This is a genomic window from Candidatus Hydrogenedentota bacterium, assembly GCA_019695095.1.
Lineage (GTDB): Bacteria > Hydrogenedentota > Hydrogenedentia > Hydrogenedentales > SLHB01 > JAIBAQ01.
The window spans coordinates 25927-45281 of sequence record JAIBAQ010000027.1; the positions used below are offsets into that span (position 1 = coordinate 25927).

General features: G+C 57.1%; 12 protein-coding genes. 2 read left to right on the forward strand and 10 right to left on the reverse strand.

Annotated features, from left to right (window positions below; translation table 11 throughout):
* The first annotated feature begins 111 nt into the window (after positions 1-111).
* Positions 112-1071 carry a TerC family protein gene (locus K1Y02_06945; protein ID MBX7256082.1) on the forward strand — a complete coding sequence of 320 codons (960 nt, stop codon included), beginning with the start codon at positions 112-114 and terminating at the stop codon, positions 1069-1071.
* Between the two features lie 77 nt (positions 1072-1148).
* Here K1Y02_06945 and K1Y02_06950 read toward each other — a convergent pair whose 3' ends face one another.
* The 8 genes from K1Y02_06950 to K1Y02_06985 form a co-directional block, all read right to left on the reverse strand.
* Positions 1149-4058, reverse strand: a complete 2910-nt coding sequence (locus K1Y02_06950) for a hypothetical protein (GenBank protein ID MBX7256083.1) — start codon at positions 4056-4058, stop codon at positions 1149-1151.
* Between the two features lie 341 nt (positions 4059-4399).
* A complete protein-coding gene (locus K1Y02_06955; GenBank protein MBX7256084.1) occupies positions 4400-5764 on the reverse strand; it encodes a pectate lyase in 1365 nt (454 codons plus the stop codon).
* A gap of 38 nt (positions 5765-5802) precedes the next feature.
* The gene (locus K1Y02_06960) at positions 5803-6471 is read right to left on the reverse strand and encodes an isochorismatase family protein (protein ID MBX7256085.1); all 669 of its coding nucleotides are present in this window, start codon (positions 6469-6471) and stop codon (positions 5803-5805) included.
* On the reverse strand, positions 6471-8786 hold the full coding sequence (locus K1Y02_06965; GenBank protein ID MBX7256086.1) for a glycosyltransferase family 2 protein: 2316 nt from the start codon (positions 8784-8786) through the stop codon (positions 6471-6473). Before K1Y02_06965 ends, K1Y02_06960 begins: the two co-directional genes overlap by 1 nt.
* A 27-nt stretch (positions 8787-8813) precedes the next feature.
* The gene (locus K1Y02_06970; protein ID MBX7256087.1) at positions 8814-10163 is read right to left on the reverse strand and encodes a sigma-54 dependent transcriptional regulator; all 1350 of its coding nucleotides are present in this window, start codon (positions 10161-10163) and stop codon (positions 8814-8816) included.
* A 68-nt stretch (positions 10164-10231) separates the two neighbouring features.
* Positions 10232-11380: a PAS domain S-box protein gene (locus tag K1Y02_06975; protein MBX7256088.1), complete on the reverse strand. Its 1149-nt coding sequence runs from the start codon at positions 11378-11380 to the stop codon at positions 10232-10234.
* 209 nt (positions 11381-11589) lie between these two features.
* Positions 11590-12024: a hypothetical protein gene (locus tag K1Y02_06980; protein ID MBX7256089.1), complete on the reverse strand. Its 435-nt coding sequence runs from the start codon at positions 12022-12024 to the stop codon at positions 11590-11592.
* 10 nt (positions 12025-12034) lie between these two features.
* Positions 12035-15790: a tetratricopeptide repeat protein gene (locus tag K1Y02_06985; GenBank protein MBX7256090.1), complete on the reverse strand. Its 3756-nt coding sequence runs from the start codon at positions 15788-15790 to the stop codon at positions 12035-12037.
* A gap of 224 nt (positions 15791-16014) precedes the next feature.
* Here K1Y02_06985 and K1Y02_06990 point away from each other — a divergent pair, with 224 nt between their 5' ends.
* The gene (locus K1Y02_06990) at positions 16015-17031 is read left to right on the forward strand and encodes a serine/threonine protein kinase (GenBank protein ID MBX7256091.1); all 1017 of its coding nucleotides are present in this window, start codon (positions 16015-16017) and stop codon (positions 17029-17031) included.
* 33 nt (positions 17032-17064) lie between these two features.
* Here the strand turns inward: K1Y02_06990 and K1Y02_06995 are convergent, their stop codons facing one another.
* Both K1Y02_06995 and K1Y02_07000 read right to left on the reverse strand, forming a co-directional pair.
* A complete protein-coding gene (locus K1Y02_06995) occupies positions 17065-17925 on the reverse strand; it encodes a prepilin-type N-terminal cleavage/methylation domain-containing protein (protein ID MBX7256092.1) in 861 nt (286 codons plus the stop codon).
* A 79-nt stretch (positions 17926-18004) separates the two neighbouring features.
* The gene (locus tag K1Y02_07000; protein ID MBX7256093.1) at positions 18005-18919 is read right to left on the reverse strand and encodes a hypothetical protein; all 915 of its coding nucleotides are present in this window, start codon (positions 18917-18919) and stop codon (positions 18005-18007) included.
* Between the last annotated feature and the right edge of the window lie 436 nt (positions 18920-19355).

Sequence of the window (19355 nt, forward strand, 5' to 3'; positions counted from 1 at the left end):
GGGCCCGGCGCCGCAGGCCGCGCACCCGCGCGGCAGCGAGACCAGCAAAGGTGAACTTGAGTAAACGTTGCTCGCGTTCGCCACGCTGCACCCAGACAGAAAGGTCCTCTCATGGTGACCGTCGGCACTTCGACTATGTGGTTACTCTTTTCCGCATTCATCCTTATTGCGCTCGCGCTCGACTTCTTTGCCATGCACAAGCAAGGCGCCCACAAAGTGAGCATGAAGGAAGCCGCCATTTGGTCCGCGATTTGGGTGGCGGTCTCATTCGTATTCGTCGGTTGGTTGTGGTGGTATCTGGGCGGCACCCGGGGAGAACCCATCGCTAACATAAAAGCAACCGAGTTTGTGACAGGTTACCTTATCGAAAAGGCCTTGGCTGTCGACAATATCTTCGTCTTTCTCATGATCTTCAATTACTTCGCGATCTGCGCGGAATCGCAGAAACGCGTCCTGATGATCGGTATCCTCGGCGCTCTCATTTTGCGCGCCATCTTCATCTTCACGGGGACATGGCTGGTTTCGCAGTTTCACTGGCTGCTCTACGTGTTCGGCGCGTTTCTCGTCATTACCGGCATCAAGATGTGGTGGGCCGCCGGACAGGAGCCGGATATTGAGTCAAACATCGCCTTGAAATGGATACGCAAGCATATCCGCATCTCCTCCAACTACGTCGGCGACAACTTCTTCACCATCGTAGACGGTGTCAAAGTTGCCACGCCCCTTTTGGTTGTGGTCATGCTCGTCGGAATTGTCGATATCATCTTCGCCGTCGACTCCATTCCCGCGATATTCGCTATCACAACGGACCCCTTCATCGTGCTCACCTCAAACGTTTTCGCCATTCTCGGCCTTCGCGCAATGTACTTTCTCCTCGCGGGAATGCACGAGCGATTCCATTTACTGTCCTACGGTTTGGCCATTGTCCTCGTGTTTGTAGGAGCGAAGATGTTGCTGATGGATATCTATAAGATCCCCGTCTTGTGGTCGCTTTCGGTAACCGTTTCGATACTAGTGATCACGATGGTGCTCTCGCTGACTGTCAAGCCTGCCCAGAAACCTCAGACCTGACAAGCAACTTGCAGCGTCAAAAGCAAGAGGGCGCCGCATCTACGGCGCCCTCGATAGTCAGGTTCTGTGTATGTTGCTTAGGCCGCGCGCGGTGCCAGCTTCCTCATGGATAATGCCATCACCAGCATCATGGCAAGCCCCAACAGTACGAGGCCCCAATAGGTCGCGGCAGGGACACCGGGTCCTGGGCCCAACTCGTCAACGTCTCGGAGTCCATTGGCATTCCGATCAATGCCTGCACGGATTCCCGTGCCGTCAGGAACTACGGAGAACGTTATCTCTGTGCCAGGTGCAGCCAATGCTAACAGCGTTGCCGTGGATATCGCGCCTTCTGCCGCAACATCCGATTGCCACATCCCGCTTCCAACATAGACCCAGCCGCGCGGAATTCCCGCGACAACACCTTTGCCAATGACATCTACCTGACCCGCGTCGGCAAGCGCGAGCATCGCAGTCAGTTCTGACAAATCCTTCGCGGCACTGTCCAGGGTGGTCTGCTTACCAACGGACGCGGGCGCGTCTTTGCTCATGCCTCCTGGTGGCTCGCCCGGCAACGGAGTGACAAAACTGAATCCTCCTGAGAAGCTGCGAACCAGTGCCACAAGATCGGCCACTTTCTGGTCAGTGTTCACGTTGGGGAAAGCCGGCTCGGAGAAGAATCGAGCCAACGTATCGATGCTGCCATCATGCAGTACCCCAAACCCCGACAGACTGGGCGCTCCCGAATTGAGCTGAAATCCCGCCTTGTCGAATTGATTGCGCAGCTGGGGAATCTTGATCGCCTTATTGGTCGATCCATCCACTGAAACCAGTGCCACGTGGTGTTGTCCCATCGGCCCCGGCGGAATCGGCTGGAAAACCCCTGCCTGCAAAACGGTGTCCGTGCCATCCCCAATGGGCAAGGTGTGACACACGATACACGTGAACGGACTGTCTGCTGGGCTGCCCTGATTACGATAAATTGCCAGCCCGTTGACGGCATTGCCATTGGGCAACTGAGTGCCCAAGGGCAGATCCTTGGTGCCCGAGGCGAATTCCCCGGGCAAGGGAAGATTCGTCGGAAGCGAGTTATCAAAATTGCGGTAAGGATTCGGTGGGAAATGGATCGAAGCGAGGAAGTCTTCGAACTGCTGCATTTCAACGGGCGACAACATTACATCGTCCCCCTGAAGTCCCATAAACGCCGGATTGAACTGCTCCAAACCGTCTCGGTCTCCTCGCCAATGCAGCGGTTCCTTCCCGATGATGTCCTGCAGAGTCTGCGTGGTCATTGGACCCTTCATCGGATGGAAATTGTTGAATCCGCCGGTTAGCCCCGGAATGCCTGCGCCTAGGTTGTGTTGTCCAGGCGCGTCACCATTCAACACCTTCACGGCGCCGCTTGGATCGCCAAGATCCCACGCGAGGCGATCCATACGCCCATCGATGTGGCACGACCCGCACGCCGTGTGCCCCAGCCCAGAGTTTTTGTGCGTGTCGTAGAGGTGCTTGCGTCCAATCTTGATCGGTGGCGGCGTCGGATCATAGAAGGGAACGTTCGCGACCTCGGTGTCGCTAGCAGTCGAAACGACAGAAACCGAAGCGTCAAACTTGTTCAGAACATACAAGCGCCCGTTGACATCATCCAACGCCAGCCCAGTGGGGCCTTCGCGAACTTCAATGGTTTGGCCTGCGACTACGCGTTCGCCATCCGACTGAACAACGACGACGTTGTTGGAGCCCATGCCTGAGATGTATCCGCGCGTGCCTGCATCATTCCAAACGATTCCACGCGGATCGCCAATCGATTTGTTCCGTTCAGACTGCGGCACCGTGGACGTCTCATACGGGTCCACACCACCGGGTTGTGCGGCGGCGAGGTGGGCGTGATTCAAGTCAACTACGCTGATGTTCGTGGCATTCGAAGCATCCACAATCCCGATTTCGACGCGCAAGAATCGCCCACCGATGACGGGCTCAAAACGAATTTCGTTTGTCGCGTCCGTGCCCACCACAGTGATTTCTCCGGATGCAGGGTTCACGGCAATTGCCATGCAGAGGTTCATCAATCGATCCGCGTACGCAACACTGGGCGACACAGCATTTAGATTGGAAATGATGGCTACATCCCGGTCCACCAAATCCCATCCGGTATAGCGCCCCGAAAGCGTTGCGCTCGCACCGCTAACCCAAGGACTCCAATCCTCGCCATTGTCATCGCGCCAGACTCCGCCTGCGTCCTTTTTCACAATGAGACCCACACGCGGGGGAGTGCCGTTGGCAGCCTTGGGAGGGAACCAAACCTGACCGTCGGGAAGCTTGGTATCGTTGGGGTCGTTCGGCGGAGGGTTCACGCCCGCGTAGGGATTTGTAACATCATCGAGCGCGTCGTTGCGTGGAAACCCCAATGTGCCTATGCCTGCCGCGCCTCCCGCGATAATCGTCGATCCATTGCCCGACTCAAATATCGCCGCATAGACCTTAGTCTTGTCGGGACTAACGGCAAGAGCTCGCGGGTCCTCTGCCTGAATGGCGATGTCCGTGGGCGGAGTCGCGAGATTCGCGGGATCGAAACGCTGAATGGTGTTCACTTGCGAGCAGGATACGAACGCCATTTCCGGCGAACCCGCAAACACAACATCGCAAGGTTCGTCTTTGGTTTGCAGCGTCTTCGTCACGTGCTTCGCCGTGATATCGACAATACTCACGCTATCGGAGATATGATTGACAACCCAAGCCTCCGAATTGGACCGGAACCGGACCGTTACCGGATCCACGCCGACAGAAACGGACCCAATCGAATTGGGCGTTCCAGTGCTTACATCGAACAACTCAATTCGCGCATCCGCCGTGTTGCATACCGCCAATGTGGTGCGATCCGGGCTGAGGTCGATGGGATGAACTTGCGATGTCTCGAAGTTGACGAAGCCGTTCTGCGCAAGCGCAGATGCGCTCATTACTGAAGTGGACACGAAAAGGCACAAGTAGACACGGTTTAGCCAGGACACGCTAAAGTCCTCCTGCACAGGGACACTACTCCCCACGCATTTACCCCAAATGGGTGCCTTGCAGAGACTCCCTCGACGCCGTCACGCCAAGAGTTGACCGGAAGCTAAAGTACAGTAAGTGCGCCCGGAAGGCAAGACTTTTCGAGCCAGGAATCGCCATGAAGGAGTGGGGAATAGGGGGGGCTATCTCGGATTTCTCACGAACATATTTGAATCCCTCTCGTAACCAGTGTGTTTGCGAGAAATCCTCTTGGCAAAGACTCAAAGTCTTGCACGTGAGCAATTTGCGTCGGCGCTCAATCGCGCCGATTAAATTGCGGACTATGGCACACTTTATGAGGTCAGTTTCCAGAGGCCGGGTCGGAATTGTTCAGAAATTCCTCAATGTTCGTGTAGCCGTCCTTGTCCGTATCTTTCTGAGCGTCATTGGGATTTTTGCTGTCCAGCCCATGGTCCTGTTCCCAAACGTCGGGAATCCCATCTTCTTCGGTGTCGGTTTGCTGCGAACCGCGCTCATACTCCGGCCATGCGCCAACGGCTGTCTGCGAATCGATTATCGTGCCGCGCCCCAAGCGCACATCTTCCAGCACGCGAGCATCGACGCCATCGCGAACGGGAAGGGTCGCGCCCGCTTCCGTCACAATACGCTTGTACGCGGCCTCCGCCGTTTCTTCACGGATTGTGGGTGTGTCGAATGGCGTAGACAGCATCATCTCGCGAAGCGCCTGCCTCTCGATATTCTCCGGGAAACGAAGAAGATACAGGTTGTAGCCGGTGACTGTCGGATATCCCTCAATGACATTTTTCGATGCATAGATCTTTGTGCCCGTGCCCCCGATTGAGAACGCAACGCTCCGTTCGTTGTCTTTGGTGGAGACTCCGGGTTTCAGATAGTTGGCGACGTAATTCATGCGCATCACGTCGTCTGCGTTGTAGCCCGCCTTACCACCCCAGTCATAGATGGCGTTGTTCCGAAAATCCAGCAACAGTCCCGGCTTATCCGGATACCCCCCTGGGCGCGGATTTCTGCTGTTGTGATGTGCGTACAGATTGTGGTGAAACGTGAACGTGCCATCATGTGCCCTTAACAAGGAGCCATATCCGTGTGCCCCCTTGTGATGGATCGAATGATTCAGGCTTTCCGAAATCACACACCATTGAACGGTAACGTCGCGCGAATCTCCCGTTACGCTCAACGTCTCGTCCGTGCCCCAGCTCGCTGAACAGTGATCGATGACAACGTTGCGTGAATTCACGATCCCCAGTGCGTCTTGTTCTTTCCCTGAAATGTCGCCAGGTCGAAATCGCACGTGCCGTATCACAACGTCGTGCGTCGCAATCACACAACCGTAACCTTTGAAGCAGATGCCGCCTCCTGGCGCGGACTGCCCCGCGATCGTGATGAAAGGCTCTTCGATTCTAAGCGGGGATTTGAGTTCGATCAGGCCCCCCGTGCGAAACACGACGATTCGCGGGCCTTTTGCTTCGCACGCCGCGCGCAGACTTCCAGGACCTGCGTCATCAAGGTTCGTTACAGAGAGAACGGTGCCGCCGCGCCCGCCTGGAGTTGTCGATCCCGCGCCTTCCGCTCCGGGAAATGCAGGCAGGGTTGTCGTTTGCGCATCTGCCACGAGTAGTCCGCACGTGACAAGCGCAATGGCATATAGCACGCAAGAAACAGACTGCGATAACCCGTGTTGAAGCATCAGTGTCGCTCTATTTGGTTGGACAGCCGCCAAGCAGTCTACCGCTGCCGTATCTTCGTCACAAACTCATCCGTCTTCATCACGGCGTCGAATTGACTTTCCGCGATTCCCCGTAGACGCGTCGATTCACGCGCGTTGCTGGTCGCGTCTTCGATGCAGACAGTTCGATACCCAAGCCGTTTTGCCGAGGTAGCCGTCTTGCCCAAGCACGCTTCCGTGTGACCGCCAATGAATAGTAGCGTCCGCGCACCCAAATTGGCCAACACGAAGCCGATGTTCGAAGAGATAAACGCGTCTTGAGCCGTCTTCGCAAGGACATATTCGCCAGGCTGAATACCCAGGCAACCCGCAGGCTGCGATCCTTTGTCTCCAATGTATCCCGACCAGTTGGCGCTGTCAGTCCCGTGGTTTCGGATCATGGTCGCGCGCACAACGGGGTCCAGATCCATGCCGTCCTTGAACTGATACCCCCAGTGTAGAAACACACGGGGAACGTTCGCGGCCCTGCACGACTCCACGACTCGTACGGCGTTAGCCAAGCATACGTCCCATCCGAACGCGTTGGCCGCGTTCACATCGTCCGCGGTAAAACCCATCTTGCGCCAGTCGAGTGGCAGCGCCTCGTCCGTGATGGGTTCAGGCCTGTCGCCTTCTTGTATATCCACGCTAATGAGTGCACAGTCGCGAAACAGCAATTCAATATCCATTAGTAATGTCTCGTAGCTCCGTACCAGTTGCTACTTCCGTGGTCCAAATGAAGAACGGGCATACCGCTCAAGCGCGTCTCTTCGCCAAAGATGTCGCGCATGTCCTTCCCAAAACGCCAGTCAGCCCCTTCAAAGTGATTCGCTTCTTCGTAGCGCACCTTCTCAAGGCATTCGCGTCGCACACATTGACAATAGCCGATGGGTACTCCATCGACTTCTCGTCGCCGGTACTCTCCCGGCCCGGAGAGCAGTTCTTCCCAGGTCTCCCATGGGGCAACCTCACCCAACAGCAGGCGCGCGGTAGTAGCACGATCCAACATTTTGCGTCCATCCGGCACAACGAATTTGCAGTCTGCGGATAGAGCGACGATTCGCGAAAGCATCGTCGGGGGAAGTATCACATCCGCGTCCAGCACCATGACCCATTCGCCGCGGGCCTTGTCGAAGGCCTCGTTAAGCATCAGGCCTTTGGCATTGCCGAGCGACTCTGAGAACGTCAGGGTGACAATATCCAGGTCGGAATAGGCTGCCCTTACACTGTCTATCACGTCACCTGTCGCGTCCAGTCCAGGGACATGAGCAACAAGCACTTCCACCTGCGAAAGGTCTATTTCTCGCTGATGAGCTACGCTCAGCAAACACGCTTGCAGCCGCCGCGCATACCGCGTGCATACGGTTACGATCGACACCGACTTCCTCGAAGAGTCCGTCTGCGACTCAGACCGGCCTTGCCAGAGTTGTACGGCCTGCGTGGCAATGGTGCCGTCGATGTTGCGCACGCAAATACGTGGCTCTAGCGCCGCGCCCAGTTGGGTGGGCACATAGAAGTTGCCCGAGAACTCTACCGGGCGAACCGGGCGTCCGTCGCGAAGCAACACGTAGTGTCCACTCGCCTCGACGTGCAGTACGATGCGGTGCGTATACGCCGTCATCGGGCACATGATGCGGCTCGCGCGTCCCAATGCGAAGCCTACATACTCCGCAATTCCACCACCAACTGTCACCGACAAGGTGAACGGCGGATCCAGCCGCGCGATCGGCGTCGAAAGCTTTTCTGAGCGCGCAAACGAGTACCAGCGCAGACTGCCCGGCGCGGCGAAACTCCAGTTTCCTTCAACCGAGTACGAGAATGAATCGATTTCGCGATCGGGAGGCCTGTTTCGAATCGTCGCATTGGCGCATTCCGCCAACTCTGCCCATCGGGTGTTCTCTGCCAGCCGTGCGCTATCAGGCGCATCGAAAAACATCGGCCTCTTTGTCGAGTAATGGAATGGGTCGGTGATGGGCTCGCCGTTCGCCGGTCTGGGCGCTAGTCCCGCAAGCGACTCCACCATGCCATCGCAAATCGCGCGTAACCTGCAACCCGCACATGCTTCGATCGTTGACGCCGGTGCTGCCTCGGGAATGCTTCTAATATCATCACCCTCGGACTCCCATTTGCGCCAGCCAACGTGACGTAGAATCTTATGTGCCGCCCATGCGCGTGCGCGCACCCACGGCGTACTCCAGATCCACGGCAGCAAGATACGATCGATTGGGTTGTCCGTCGACGTGTGAATCCCCAGGAGCGTCAAGATAATCTGGCGGATGCGGATTGGGCCGCACGTGTAGAGTTTTCGGGCAAGTTCGTAGGCATCTCGCTGGTAATGCGTATGTTCCAGATAGAATTGACGCGTACCAACTCCCAACGGTCGATTCGCCTCGTCGATATAGCAGAAAGGCACGTGAAGTAAATTCACTTCCAATTCTCGTCCCGATAATTCGCGCGCGAGCTCGTTCATCTTCTGGAGGGCCGAACCTCCCGCTTGAGTGTCAGGGACTGCTACGCCCGAAAACGGATCCCAGGCGGCGATATTCACGGAACTGACGCATTCGGACGTGAGACCTTCCTCGATCCACGCGGGCACGGTTCCAACAAGCAACGACAAGGGAATCTGGACGCGCGCGAGAATACCGGCTTCCTTGCATGCCGCAAGCCATCCAGTCACGTCTGCGCCTGCCTTGCCTGGACACAAGCACACGTCCAGCAAGCCCAGGGTCTGCAAATCCGCTGCGCGCGGAGCGGGAGACGAACAGTCGGTGCGCAAAGACACGCGCGTGTCCAACTCAGTACCAGTTTCAATCAGGGTACGGAGCAGCGGCAGGTCCAGGTCATTCATGAGGATGTCGACCTTGGAGGTCTTGAAGACCATGCGGTTGAGACGCAACCAGCGTTCGAGGTCCGAAGCCTTTAGCGCATGGCCTTTGGACGACCGCGCAAAGACTAGACCTCGAACAGGTTCGATGTGATCTTCATGAACGACAAGTCTACTCAAGACAATTCCTGTTCTATCCCCGCGAGGCTACTCTGCATATTCCTTAAGTTTATTTCGAAGTGTACGTACGCTGATCCCCAGTATCTTTGCCGCGTGCGTGCGGTTCTGACCACACTGCTCCAGAGTTTTGAAGATGAGCTGTCGCTCCATGTCCGCGACCGTCGCACCCACCGTCAATGCACTGCGCGTATCATTTGCGCCGAACCTCGCGTGGTTCAAGCTGAAATGCTCCGGCTTGAGCAAGGGCTCCGTCGACAACACCACCGCTCGCTCAATCGTGTTCTGCAACTCGCGCACATTCCCCGGCCAATCGTATTCCATGAAGAGCGTCCGAGCTTCATCAGAATATCCCGTGATACGACGCGCGTTCTCTTGTGCAAATCTCTTGAGGAAGAAATCCATGAGCGCCGGTATATCGTCCTTTCGCTCGCGCAACGGCGGCAAGACGATTGGAATGACGTTTAGACGGTAGAACAAGTCTTCCCGAAGCTGTCCTTTATCGACGGCCTCTTCCAGGTTGCGATTTGAAGTGCAGATAATCCGGGTGTCGACCTGAATCGGCACGGTTCCACCCACGCGCTCGAATTCACGTTCCTGCAGGGCGCGCAGAAGTTTCGGCTGCAACTCGATGCTTATCTCCGTAATCTCGTCGAGCAACAACGTACCCGTATCCGCCAGTTGGAACCGGCCGATCTTGCGCTCGTGTGCGCCGGTGAAGGCTCCCTTCTCGTGGCCAAACAACTCGCTCTCCAGCAAACCGGCCGACAGTGCGGCGCAGTTTACCTTGATGAACGGCTTCTCGCGCCGAATACCCGAATGGTGAATCGCGCGCGCGACCAGTTCTTTCCCTGTGCCGCTTTCGCCGCGAATGAGAATCGTCGCGCGGCTGTCCGCCACCTTCTTAATTTGTTCGTACACGGCACGCATGGCCGGGCTTTCGCCCACCATGGCGGCAAAGTCGTAGTGCTGGTTTAATTCCGAACGCAGATACTTGTTCTCTTGAGCCATGCGCTCGCGTTCAATGGCACGGATGACCGCCATTTCGAGTTCGTCGGGGGTAAACGGCTTTAGAATGTAGTCGAACGCACCCGCTTTCAATGCCGCCACGGCGGTTTCCACGGTGGCATAGGCCGTCATCATGATGACAGGCGTTACCGGGCTCTCGTCGCGGATGGTCTTGAGTACTTCCAGTCCATCCACTGGCGCCATCTTGAGGTCGGTTAGGATGACGTCAAAACCGTGCTTGCGAAACGCTTCTATTCCGTCTTTGCCATTCGATACCGAACGAACGGAATGTCCTGCGCGCTGAAGTGCTTCTTGAACATACTCGCGCATCAGCGTTTCGTCGTCGATGACGAGTATCTGTGCTTTTGCCATCTGTACAACTAATCCTTCCTGAAAGCGTCCGGGAATCTGTAAAAGGCTCTCATGCTCAGTTGGCGTTTCTACTCCGTACTTGGCAAAGCGATGTAGAACGTCGATCCATTGCCAGGTTCGCTTTCGACGCGAATGGCGCCTCCATGACTCTCTACAATCTTCGAAGCTATCGCAAGGCCAAGTCCGGTTCCTTTTTCCTTCGTCGTAAAGAACGGCGAAAAGACCTTTTCCAGTTGGTCGGCCGACATGCCGCATCCCGTGTCGGAAACGGCTAACCGTACAAGCCCAGAGTCCTTTTCCGCCCATACGCGGATTTCGCCACGGGATTCGATGCTTTGAGCGGCATTGAGCAGGATATTCATTAGGGTTTGCCGTAAGCGATGTGCATCGGCCATCACTCTCAGGTCCGGACTTACCTCGTTTCTGACCGTGATCATCGACGAGTCAATGGTCAAGTACGACAGGGAAGCCTCTACGGCCTCCTTGCACGATACGGTCTGCAACTGAAGCTGAATGGGGCGAGTGTATTCAAGCAACTCGTTGACCACTCGCTCCAACTCCTTCGCGCCGACCTGAATCCGGTCCACGAGCCGCGCGCGCGGATCGTCCTCTTCGATGTCCCGCGCCAGCAAAGCGGCAAATCCCCGAATGCCTCCCAGCGGGTTGCGGATTTCGTGCGCAACCGTTGCCGCCATCTCGCCCAGCGCGGCCAGCCGGTCCTTTTGCCGCACGCGCGTACGCAGCGCTTCGATTTCGGTGAGATCCTGAAATACCTTTACGCTGCCGATTCGCTTGCCGTCACGATCCGACAGCGGAGAATCGCATTCACTGACCAACACCGGCTCACCGCTTTTCGTACGCCATTCCATGGCATTTCGCCCCGGCGGGGCAGGAAATTCACGTCCAAATACATCGGAAAAAGCCAATCCAATGGTTTCATCGGCGCGGTATCCAAGTACGCGTGTGGCGGCCTGATTAAACGTCGTGACAATTCCGTCCGTGTTCACCGCAATCACGCCATCGGACATCCCTTCAAGAATCGAATGAAGGTAATCGCTGGTAAATGCCAGTTCGCGATTCTTGACCGCCAGTTCACGATCCAATTCCTGCATCCGCGCTTCGAGCAGACGATACGATTCTTCCATCGACTGCGTCGTACGCGTGAAGAGCTCGAAGGCCTCCGCCAGCGCCTTTATGTCCATTTCGGCATTGGGCATGTTGAATTTGTGACTCGGTCCTACCCTGCATTTCCCGCGAACACACAAACGCATAGGTCACAACTCGTACGTCTGCGGACTGCGCAGGAAACCATACAGCGGTTACCCGCCAACAAAACGTGTCTGCAAAAAGCTCTCATGGCCTTTCTCCATGTCATGCGCGCAAGCAATGAGCTTCAATCCTCTGTTGCGCCTTGGCAAATTACAGACTAGATCTGTTTGTCCATAAAACCGGGCTCGTCCTTGCCTGGGCGATACCGGCCCATTGTGATTCGGTTCTGGCGCACCCGGCCCAACTCTTCGCCGACCTCCTTCAAACGTTGATCAATGCGCGCCACGGCGGCGTCGTTACGCGAAATGAGTTGTGCTGCGATCTCTTCAACTCGCGAACTGAGCGCATCAATCGCAGAGTGCTGTTCAGCGCTCGCGGTGCTGTTGCGCTGCCATTCCTCAAATAGGACTTTCATTTCACGTTGAAGATCCTGGGACAACGCAGTCCATTCCGTTTGCCGCGCAAGAATGCCCTCCAAATCGGAATCCAGATCGGCTTCATCCGAGCTTGGATACTCGTTCAGCATAAGTTCATACGCGGCAATTTGACGTTCAAGACAATCCTTGATGCGGCTATAGATGTCGGGTCCCACGGTCGCGTCCTTAACCACCCGTTTCAGTGGCCGGCTCCTGTGTGTTCGGAGGCGCTTGTGACGTTTGGCCGGCCTGTGTCTCAGCGCGGGGAGGTGTCGGTTCAGGTAACGCATGCGCGGCGCTTGCCAACGAGATCGGCAAGCGCAGCTTGAGTGCCAATTCAATGAACTGCGCCTTCAGCTTGGCGTCTTCACTCCAGCGCGATTCCGACGCGCCCACTTCCTTGAACAGCGCCAGGCTTTGCTTGGGGTTGTCTGCTAACAACAGTGCGTTGGCTCGTTGATACTTCGCCCATGCAACGTCGTCGGCACTATCCGGCACACGCGGATCCGCGGCCAGTTCATACGTGTCTGCCGCTGCGCGGTAATCGCCCCGTTGAAAGAAATGCTCACCCAACATGAGCGCCGCTTCCTGAAGATCGGCCAATTTCGTCAAGTCTCTGCGCGACCGAGATTCGATGTTGGCGACCAAAACCCGAGCCGCTGCTTCTTTGCCCGTCTCCATGTATGCGCGAAGCAATGCCTGATCGCCTTCTTTGGTGCGTAGATCGGGATAGTTGTTCGCTGCATCCTCGAGTTTCGCCACGGCAGTATCGGTCCTTCCGTTGAAGAGTGCTTTGCCGTAGCTCACAAGAAAGTTGTAAGCGTCTTGGTCGGGCAACTTCTCCGGATCTACCCGGCTGGCCGCAGCAAAGCCGCTGCCATAGATACCCGCTTCAAAAAGGGCTTCGGCGCATTCCGCCAAAACCGACGACTCCGTCGTAAGCTCCGCTGCTTTCTCGAAGTCCCCAGCGGCTTTCTCCGCAAGCCCCAAGTCTTTGTATATACCGCCCCGCGCAGTATAAATCGGCAACCGCTGCGGCTTCCGGGCGTACAACTGTTCCATCTCATCAAGGTTTTCCAGCGCCTTGATTGCGTCTCCATTCTTGTAAAGCAATTGAGCAAGTAAGATCTGCCCGTCGAACGCTTCCGGCGATGTCGGATAAAGCGACATGAGTTGATCCAGGTTGAACCTTGCTTCCTCGAAATCGCCGATCTTTCCCAGGCTCTTCGCAGCCGACAGCAGTATCCCGGGGGTCCGATCTCCCGAACGGATTCCTTCAACCAAACCTTGCGCGGCGGCTTTCTCGTCACCGACCAATGATTGCATCGCGGAGTAGTTGCGCAGAAGTTCGCCGTCCTCCGGAAAGCGGTTTTTCGCATACGTCGCCACACGAAGCGCCTCGGGCCTCCTGCCCGCCTGATCCAGTACGCGGCTAAGCTCTACGTATGCTTTCGGCGCAAGCTCGGACTCGGGAAAGAAGTCAATCAGTTCCCGTAGCGTCTTCTCTGCTTCCGGCAGTCTGCCCGAATGCTTATACGCATTCGCGAGCGTCATGTAGATATGCTCGTGTCCTTCGGTGGACGTGGCGACTTCCAGCCGTGCTTCCAGCAGCTTGATCGCTTCGCCAAACCGTCCATCTTCCACTTCCATGTCGCCCAGTTTCCCGTAGGCCACCGAGCCTTGGTAGGTATTGGGTTCTCCCATCGCCACTTGCGTATAGAGGCGGCGCGCTTCATCTCTCTTCCCCAAGGCAAGCTGTGAATCGCCCATAAGGAGGCGCGCATCCTGCAAAAGCGGGGATCCGGGATACTTATCCTGCAATTCCTGCAATACCCCAGCGGCCTGTTCCGGACGCTTAATCGACATATACACCTTGCCCATGGCGAGGAGCGTCGCGTCTTGTCCCGATGCCGCGCTGTACTGATCGAGAATCTGCTTGTACACGTCCAACGCGGCCATCGGCAAGTTGGTGCGCTCGTAGAGTTCGGCTTTCCACCGAAGCATTTCGGGAGCGTTGGGGAAATTGGGTGACGATGCCAAGAAGGTATCGATATCTTCCTGAAGCTTGTCTACTTCCGATTCCTTCGGACTCTTAGGTAGCTCACGGTACGCAGTCTCTATCTCGCGGTATCTGGCATCCTCTGCGCTTGGAGCCGACGCATGCGTCTCGGGAGTCTCCGGAGTCTCGGCCACGGGAGTAGTGTGTTCCGGCGGAAGTTCGGCGTGCGTCTGAGACTCTTCGGGATGAGCCTCAGGAGTCACCTCCTGTGTCGGCTCTTGTGGGGTCGCCTCCGCTTCTTGTATGGGCTGCTGCGTCTCGACGTGCTGCTCTGTGGACTCGGCAACCGGCACACTGGGTTCCATCTTCGATGAGAAAAAGAAGAACGAAGCCACGGCGAGCGCTAACCCTGCGGCGATTGCCGTCCACTCTTTGAGGCCCGGGCGCGGCCACGGCGTACGGGTGATGCGGAGGCGTGCCACAACTCCCGTTTCTTTGGGCTTCTCCTCCGAGTCTTCCGCTCTGCGAGACGGGGCTTCCGATGGCGTTGCCACCGGTGCAAAGCCCATGTCTGCCATGTCTGAATCGCTCAGATGAACTGCGCCGCTCGTCTCTACAACGCCTGCCCCTGCAGGAGGATGAGACGTCAGTTCTTCTGACGACGGAATACTAATTTCATCTAGCGCAGATACCTCTTTCTCGGAAGGCGCGGACGCTGAAACCGGCTCAGCGGGCGGCTTGGGTGCGGTCTGGCTGGCCTGAGCAAGCAATGAGTCAATGAGGTCTTGCGACAAGATGCTGTCGTCGGTGTCCTTGCTGGGAACAGCCGCTGCCAGGTTTTCCAGGCTCACGCTTTCCATGGCATTGGCCCGAATTGCACGATCCACGGGATCCACAAGGATCGCATCGTCCTCGTCTGGCTGGGTCATCGACGTCGCGCCGATCTGAGACAGGAGGCTATCTACGTCCTCTTGAGCAAGGACAGCATCGTCTTGCGTTGGGCCGATTACGGCATCCATCGAAACGGGCGATTCCACCCCCGACGGCACGATCGGTGCATCCATATCGGAATTGTCGAGCGGAACATCCGTTGCATCGGCGTGCAGAAGGTTGTCAATTTCCTCCTGCGAAAGCGTACCCCCAGTCGGCATCGGTGCGGCAGCGTGGGAAGCTGCTGTTTCGGCCCGTTCGTGCGCCTTCTGGACGACTTCGGAATCACGACGCTCCAGGTTCTTCGCGGACGCGAGCATCCGATCGATCTCGTCCTGATCCAGCGTTGTGCTCAATTGCGCTTCGGGCTCTTTCGCGGGAGGAGGCGTCACGGGAGGTTCTTGCTTAGGCGGTGCCGGAGCGCTCATTGCCGCAAGCAGGCGGTCAACTTCATCCTGATCGACGATTGCATCCTGCTGGTTGTCTGCGGGTTTGGCATCTTGCACAGGGGGAGTTACTGTCGCCAGCAAGCGATCGATTTCCCCGCGCATCAACGCGTCGATTTCATTCTGCCCTACAGGACGCGCGGGCGTAACTGCAGTGGGTTGAGGCTTTGCCGGTTGGGGTGGCGGCGGCGGGGCCGGCTCTTGTGCAGGTTTAACCGGCGTCTCCTGCGCTACGACCTTTGCGGGCATCTCCGCCGCAGCTTCCTTGGGCGGCTCATCGCGCTGAGCCAGGACATTGTCCAGCTCCGCTTGCTTCACCGGCCCCAAATTGGCCTTCTCGACTTGAACCGGCGGAGGGGGCGGTGGGGGAGTTGCCAACTGCGACTCCAACGCCTTCTTTTTTGCTTTGGCCTCGGCGCGCTGCTTAGCGACGAGCGCCATTACAGCGTCCAACTCCGATTGGTCCAGCAGCGTCTGCGAAGCTTCCGAATCAGGGTTCGGCGCAGGGGCCGATGCGTCGGTCCCTTCCTTGTCCTTACCGGGCTCGTCTATGGCTCCAGGTGACACGTGCTTTTCGGCCTTACTGGGGTTCTTTCACTGACCGGCTCGTCTCGGTGATGTGAACTCAACGCCCCAACATCTTGTATGAAGTCAGAATCGCAATCCTATCCTGGGTATTCTATCACGCCCGATCCGCTCTGACAATCGCAAATCGGCAAGTTTTTCCCTGCCTCCTTCTGTGGTAGGATATCAAGAGGTTTGCATACCGTCCGGCCAAGGCAGGAGGGCAGATGGGCAGTTCTGATACCGATCATAGCGCAGGGGCCTTCTCGCCCGACGGCCCCGATATCCGTAAGGTCACCGCAGGGTTCGATCCCGGCGACGTGATCGCCGATCGGTATGAGGTAATCGAAGTCCTGGGGCGTGGCGGCATGGGCATCGTCTATCTGGTCAACGACCGGGAGACACAACAGCGTCTCGCATTGAAGTCTCTGCTTCCTCACTACGTTACGCATTCGCACGCCGTGAACCGGTTTGTGCGCGAAGTGCGCGCGGCGCGTCAGCTCAACCATCCTTGCATCGTGAAGGTCTACGATGCGCGCCAGCTTGGCTCACTGATCTTCTATACCATGGAGTATGTCGACGGCATCAGCCTCTTCAAATGGATGAAGAAGCGTGGGAAGATGGGTCTCGGCTCCGTGGTGCGGGTCTTGAGTCTGTTGTGCCACGCGCTTGAGCATGCGCATCAATTCACAATTCACCGCGACATTTCACCCGACAACGTGATGGTCCTGCAGGACGGTTCGGTGAAACTGCTCGACTTTGGATTGGCGAAGCTGCTCAATGTCGAATCGGCCTTCACCATGATCGGCGTGAGCTTGGGCAAACAGCAGTACATGGCGCCCGAACAACGCATCAGCGCCGCGGAAGTGGACAAGCGGGCCGACATCTATTCGTTGGGCGTCATGTTCTTCGAGATGTTGGCCGGGGAGCTGCCAAAGACCAACCTGCGCATCACCGATTTCCGTTCGGATCTTCCGTTGGAGTGCAACGCGTTCGTGAAGAAGGCGCTTGCGGAAAAGCCCGACGACCGCTTCCAGGACGCGCGCGAATTCAGACATGCCCTCGCGTACATCTATCAGGTTAGCACCGGCGAGCCTCTTCAGAACGCGGCGACTCCCGTTCCGGTGATGGACGCTCCGCCCCTGCCGAAGCCAAGTGTGTGGGCGCGGCTCTACGAGTCTATACGCAGGCTGTTCCGACGCGGTTCAGCCGGCACAAACCACGTTTCGGACGATTCCCAGTAACCGGCGCACGTTTGAGCCGGTGCAGATTTCGGGTTAGGCCAACTCGCCGTTCACGTAGGCCATCGTCGTCGTGATCGGGAAATCTCCGGGGAATTTCACGAAGGTGACATGACCATCCAGATACAACGTATTGCCGCCGCCTGGAACGTGGTTGAACTCCGCCGCATCCGTGCTCGGGCTGTCCCACATGAGCGCAATCTCGCTCTGCGCCCGGCTCGACGCGGCAGGATTGTTGATGTCGCTGATCAAGAAGCGCTCGATACCTTCCTTCAATCGGTAGGCCGTCAAGTCGCCGCGGCTGTGGCCGGCAAGATCGATGTCATCGTCAAGCATGCTGAAGTCGCCGCCGTTCACGGCAACAAACGTGTTTGCCAACGTTGTCAGAAACACAATGTCGAGTGCATTGCTCGGTTCAATATCATTGGGATTGGCGCCTGCGCTCGTTAAGACATCATTGTCTACGAGCCACGAAACATACACGTACGATATCGAATCGAACCGGCACGGCGCCCAGCCATTTGCAGGGTTTTCGCCAACGCTCCAATAGCCTCGGTCGATTTCGCTGCGATCATTCGATCCCGAAGGACATACAAAAATGTTCGGATCCGTCACGTACTCGGGATACAGCGAGTTGCCCTGCGGGAAGAAGTGAAAACTGGGCTGATCGCACAGGTCACCGGTCAAGTGTCTGACCTGGGGGAACTTCTCTCCGCGCGACTCGGCTGCGTACATCTTGAACGCAAGACCGGCTTGCTTGAGATTGTTCTGACAACTTGCCCGGCGAGCGGCTTCCCGGGCGCGAGCCAAAGCAGGTAACAAGATGGCGGCAAGTATTCCAATAATGGCAATGACAACCAACAATTCGATGAGGGTGAAGCCGTTTCTCTTTCTCATTGGATGAATGCTCCCTTTCGACCCAGCGGGCACGAAGAGAGCATACCATAAATTATTGTCAAATGGTGCTAAAATTTTGTTAAAGCAGTTTTTGAATTCCTGACAGGGTGTATTCCCCCGCGATGCTCACTCCAGCGATGCGGCGGGTTCCCTTCAGTATGACCCCCTGCTTGTCCTGGAGCTGCTTTGCTACCGCACCCAGCGCCATGCCCAATTGAAAATCCGTGGTCGAGACTTGCTTGTCCTCCGACTCCGGCGTACAGTCCAGAACAAACGAAATCCGGAGCGAATCCGCCGACTCCAGATCTCCGTTAACTCGAATGGTTGCAATGGGTAACAGCGTTTTTGCCAAGTCGTCCAGGGGCAGTCCAATGCGCGGCGCTTTGTTCGCGTCCAGGGTGGCCAGCAACGCAAACAGTGACCCGTCCCGGTTGTCGATAGTCGCCTCCAGGAGGTGCCCTCCCTCGAACGCCGGGCGCTTCAGATCAAATACTTGCCCCCAATACTTCTGTACCGCTTGAGCCCCCAGCGCAGGCACTTCCGTGGTTGCGTCCAGAGATAACTCGCCTCGTTGATTACTTGTCATTACATCCGACTGCCACTGTACAAAAGGGTACAGACTCGGCAAGTTTATCTGACTCGGCGCCGTGGCGATGACCGGTCCCAACCGTTGTTCGTTGACAGAGATCCTCACGCCAAACTGCCCCGTCTCGAATCGCGGCGTCAGGAATATGCCTGCCTCATACGGCAACACCTTCGCGACCGCCCAAGGCGGCACCCCCTGCGCCTCCAATCTCGGCCGGATCAACTCCAACGCCATTGGTGGCCGCACCGATACCCGAATCGACGCATTCGGGTCCGCGACCGACTCCACGGCGATCACCGGCGACGCAATCAACGCGTGATACTTCGTCTCCACGACGACCAGCGCCACCACCACTGCCAGCAGGACCACTACCAACAGTCCCACGAAAATCTTCACCACCATCTTCAAGTCAGTCCCCTCCGTGTACGACCCCCGATCCTAGAGCCGTATTTACAGGAATGCAAATACTACGACACGTAGAGTGACACCCTGCGCGCAACTTACGGGGGGCGCCCCTGCCATTATGACGGTTCAAGGGGGGCGAGCAACAGCCGAGGGCGGCTGCCCGTCATGCAAGCCGGGTTCGGGAAAAGTTGCGCGGCCGCCATCGGCTACGACAATGCTGTGTCGCAGGCATCTTGCCTGCGTCCCGTGCCAGGCACTGCGCCGAGAGGGGGTGCACCGTCCATGCAATTTGACGATTCAAGGGTCGCTTGCCTGGGTCGTCAGTCGTCTGGGGGGGTGTCCCCGTGCAATTTGACGGGGCAAGGGGGGGAACTCGTCTTTCCGGACGTTTGCGCTATCGCGCAAGCCGTCCGAGCGACGCAACCGGCGTAATCGCCGG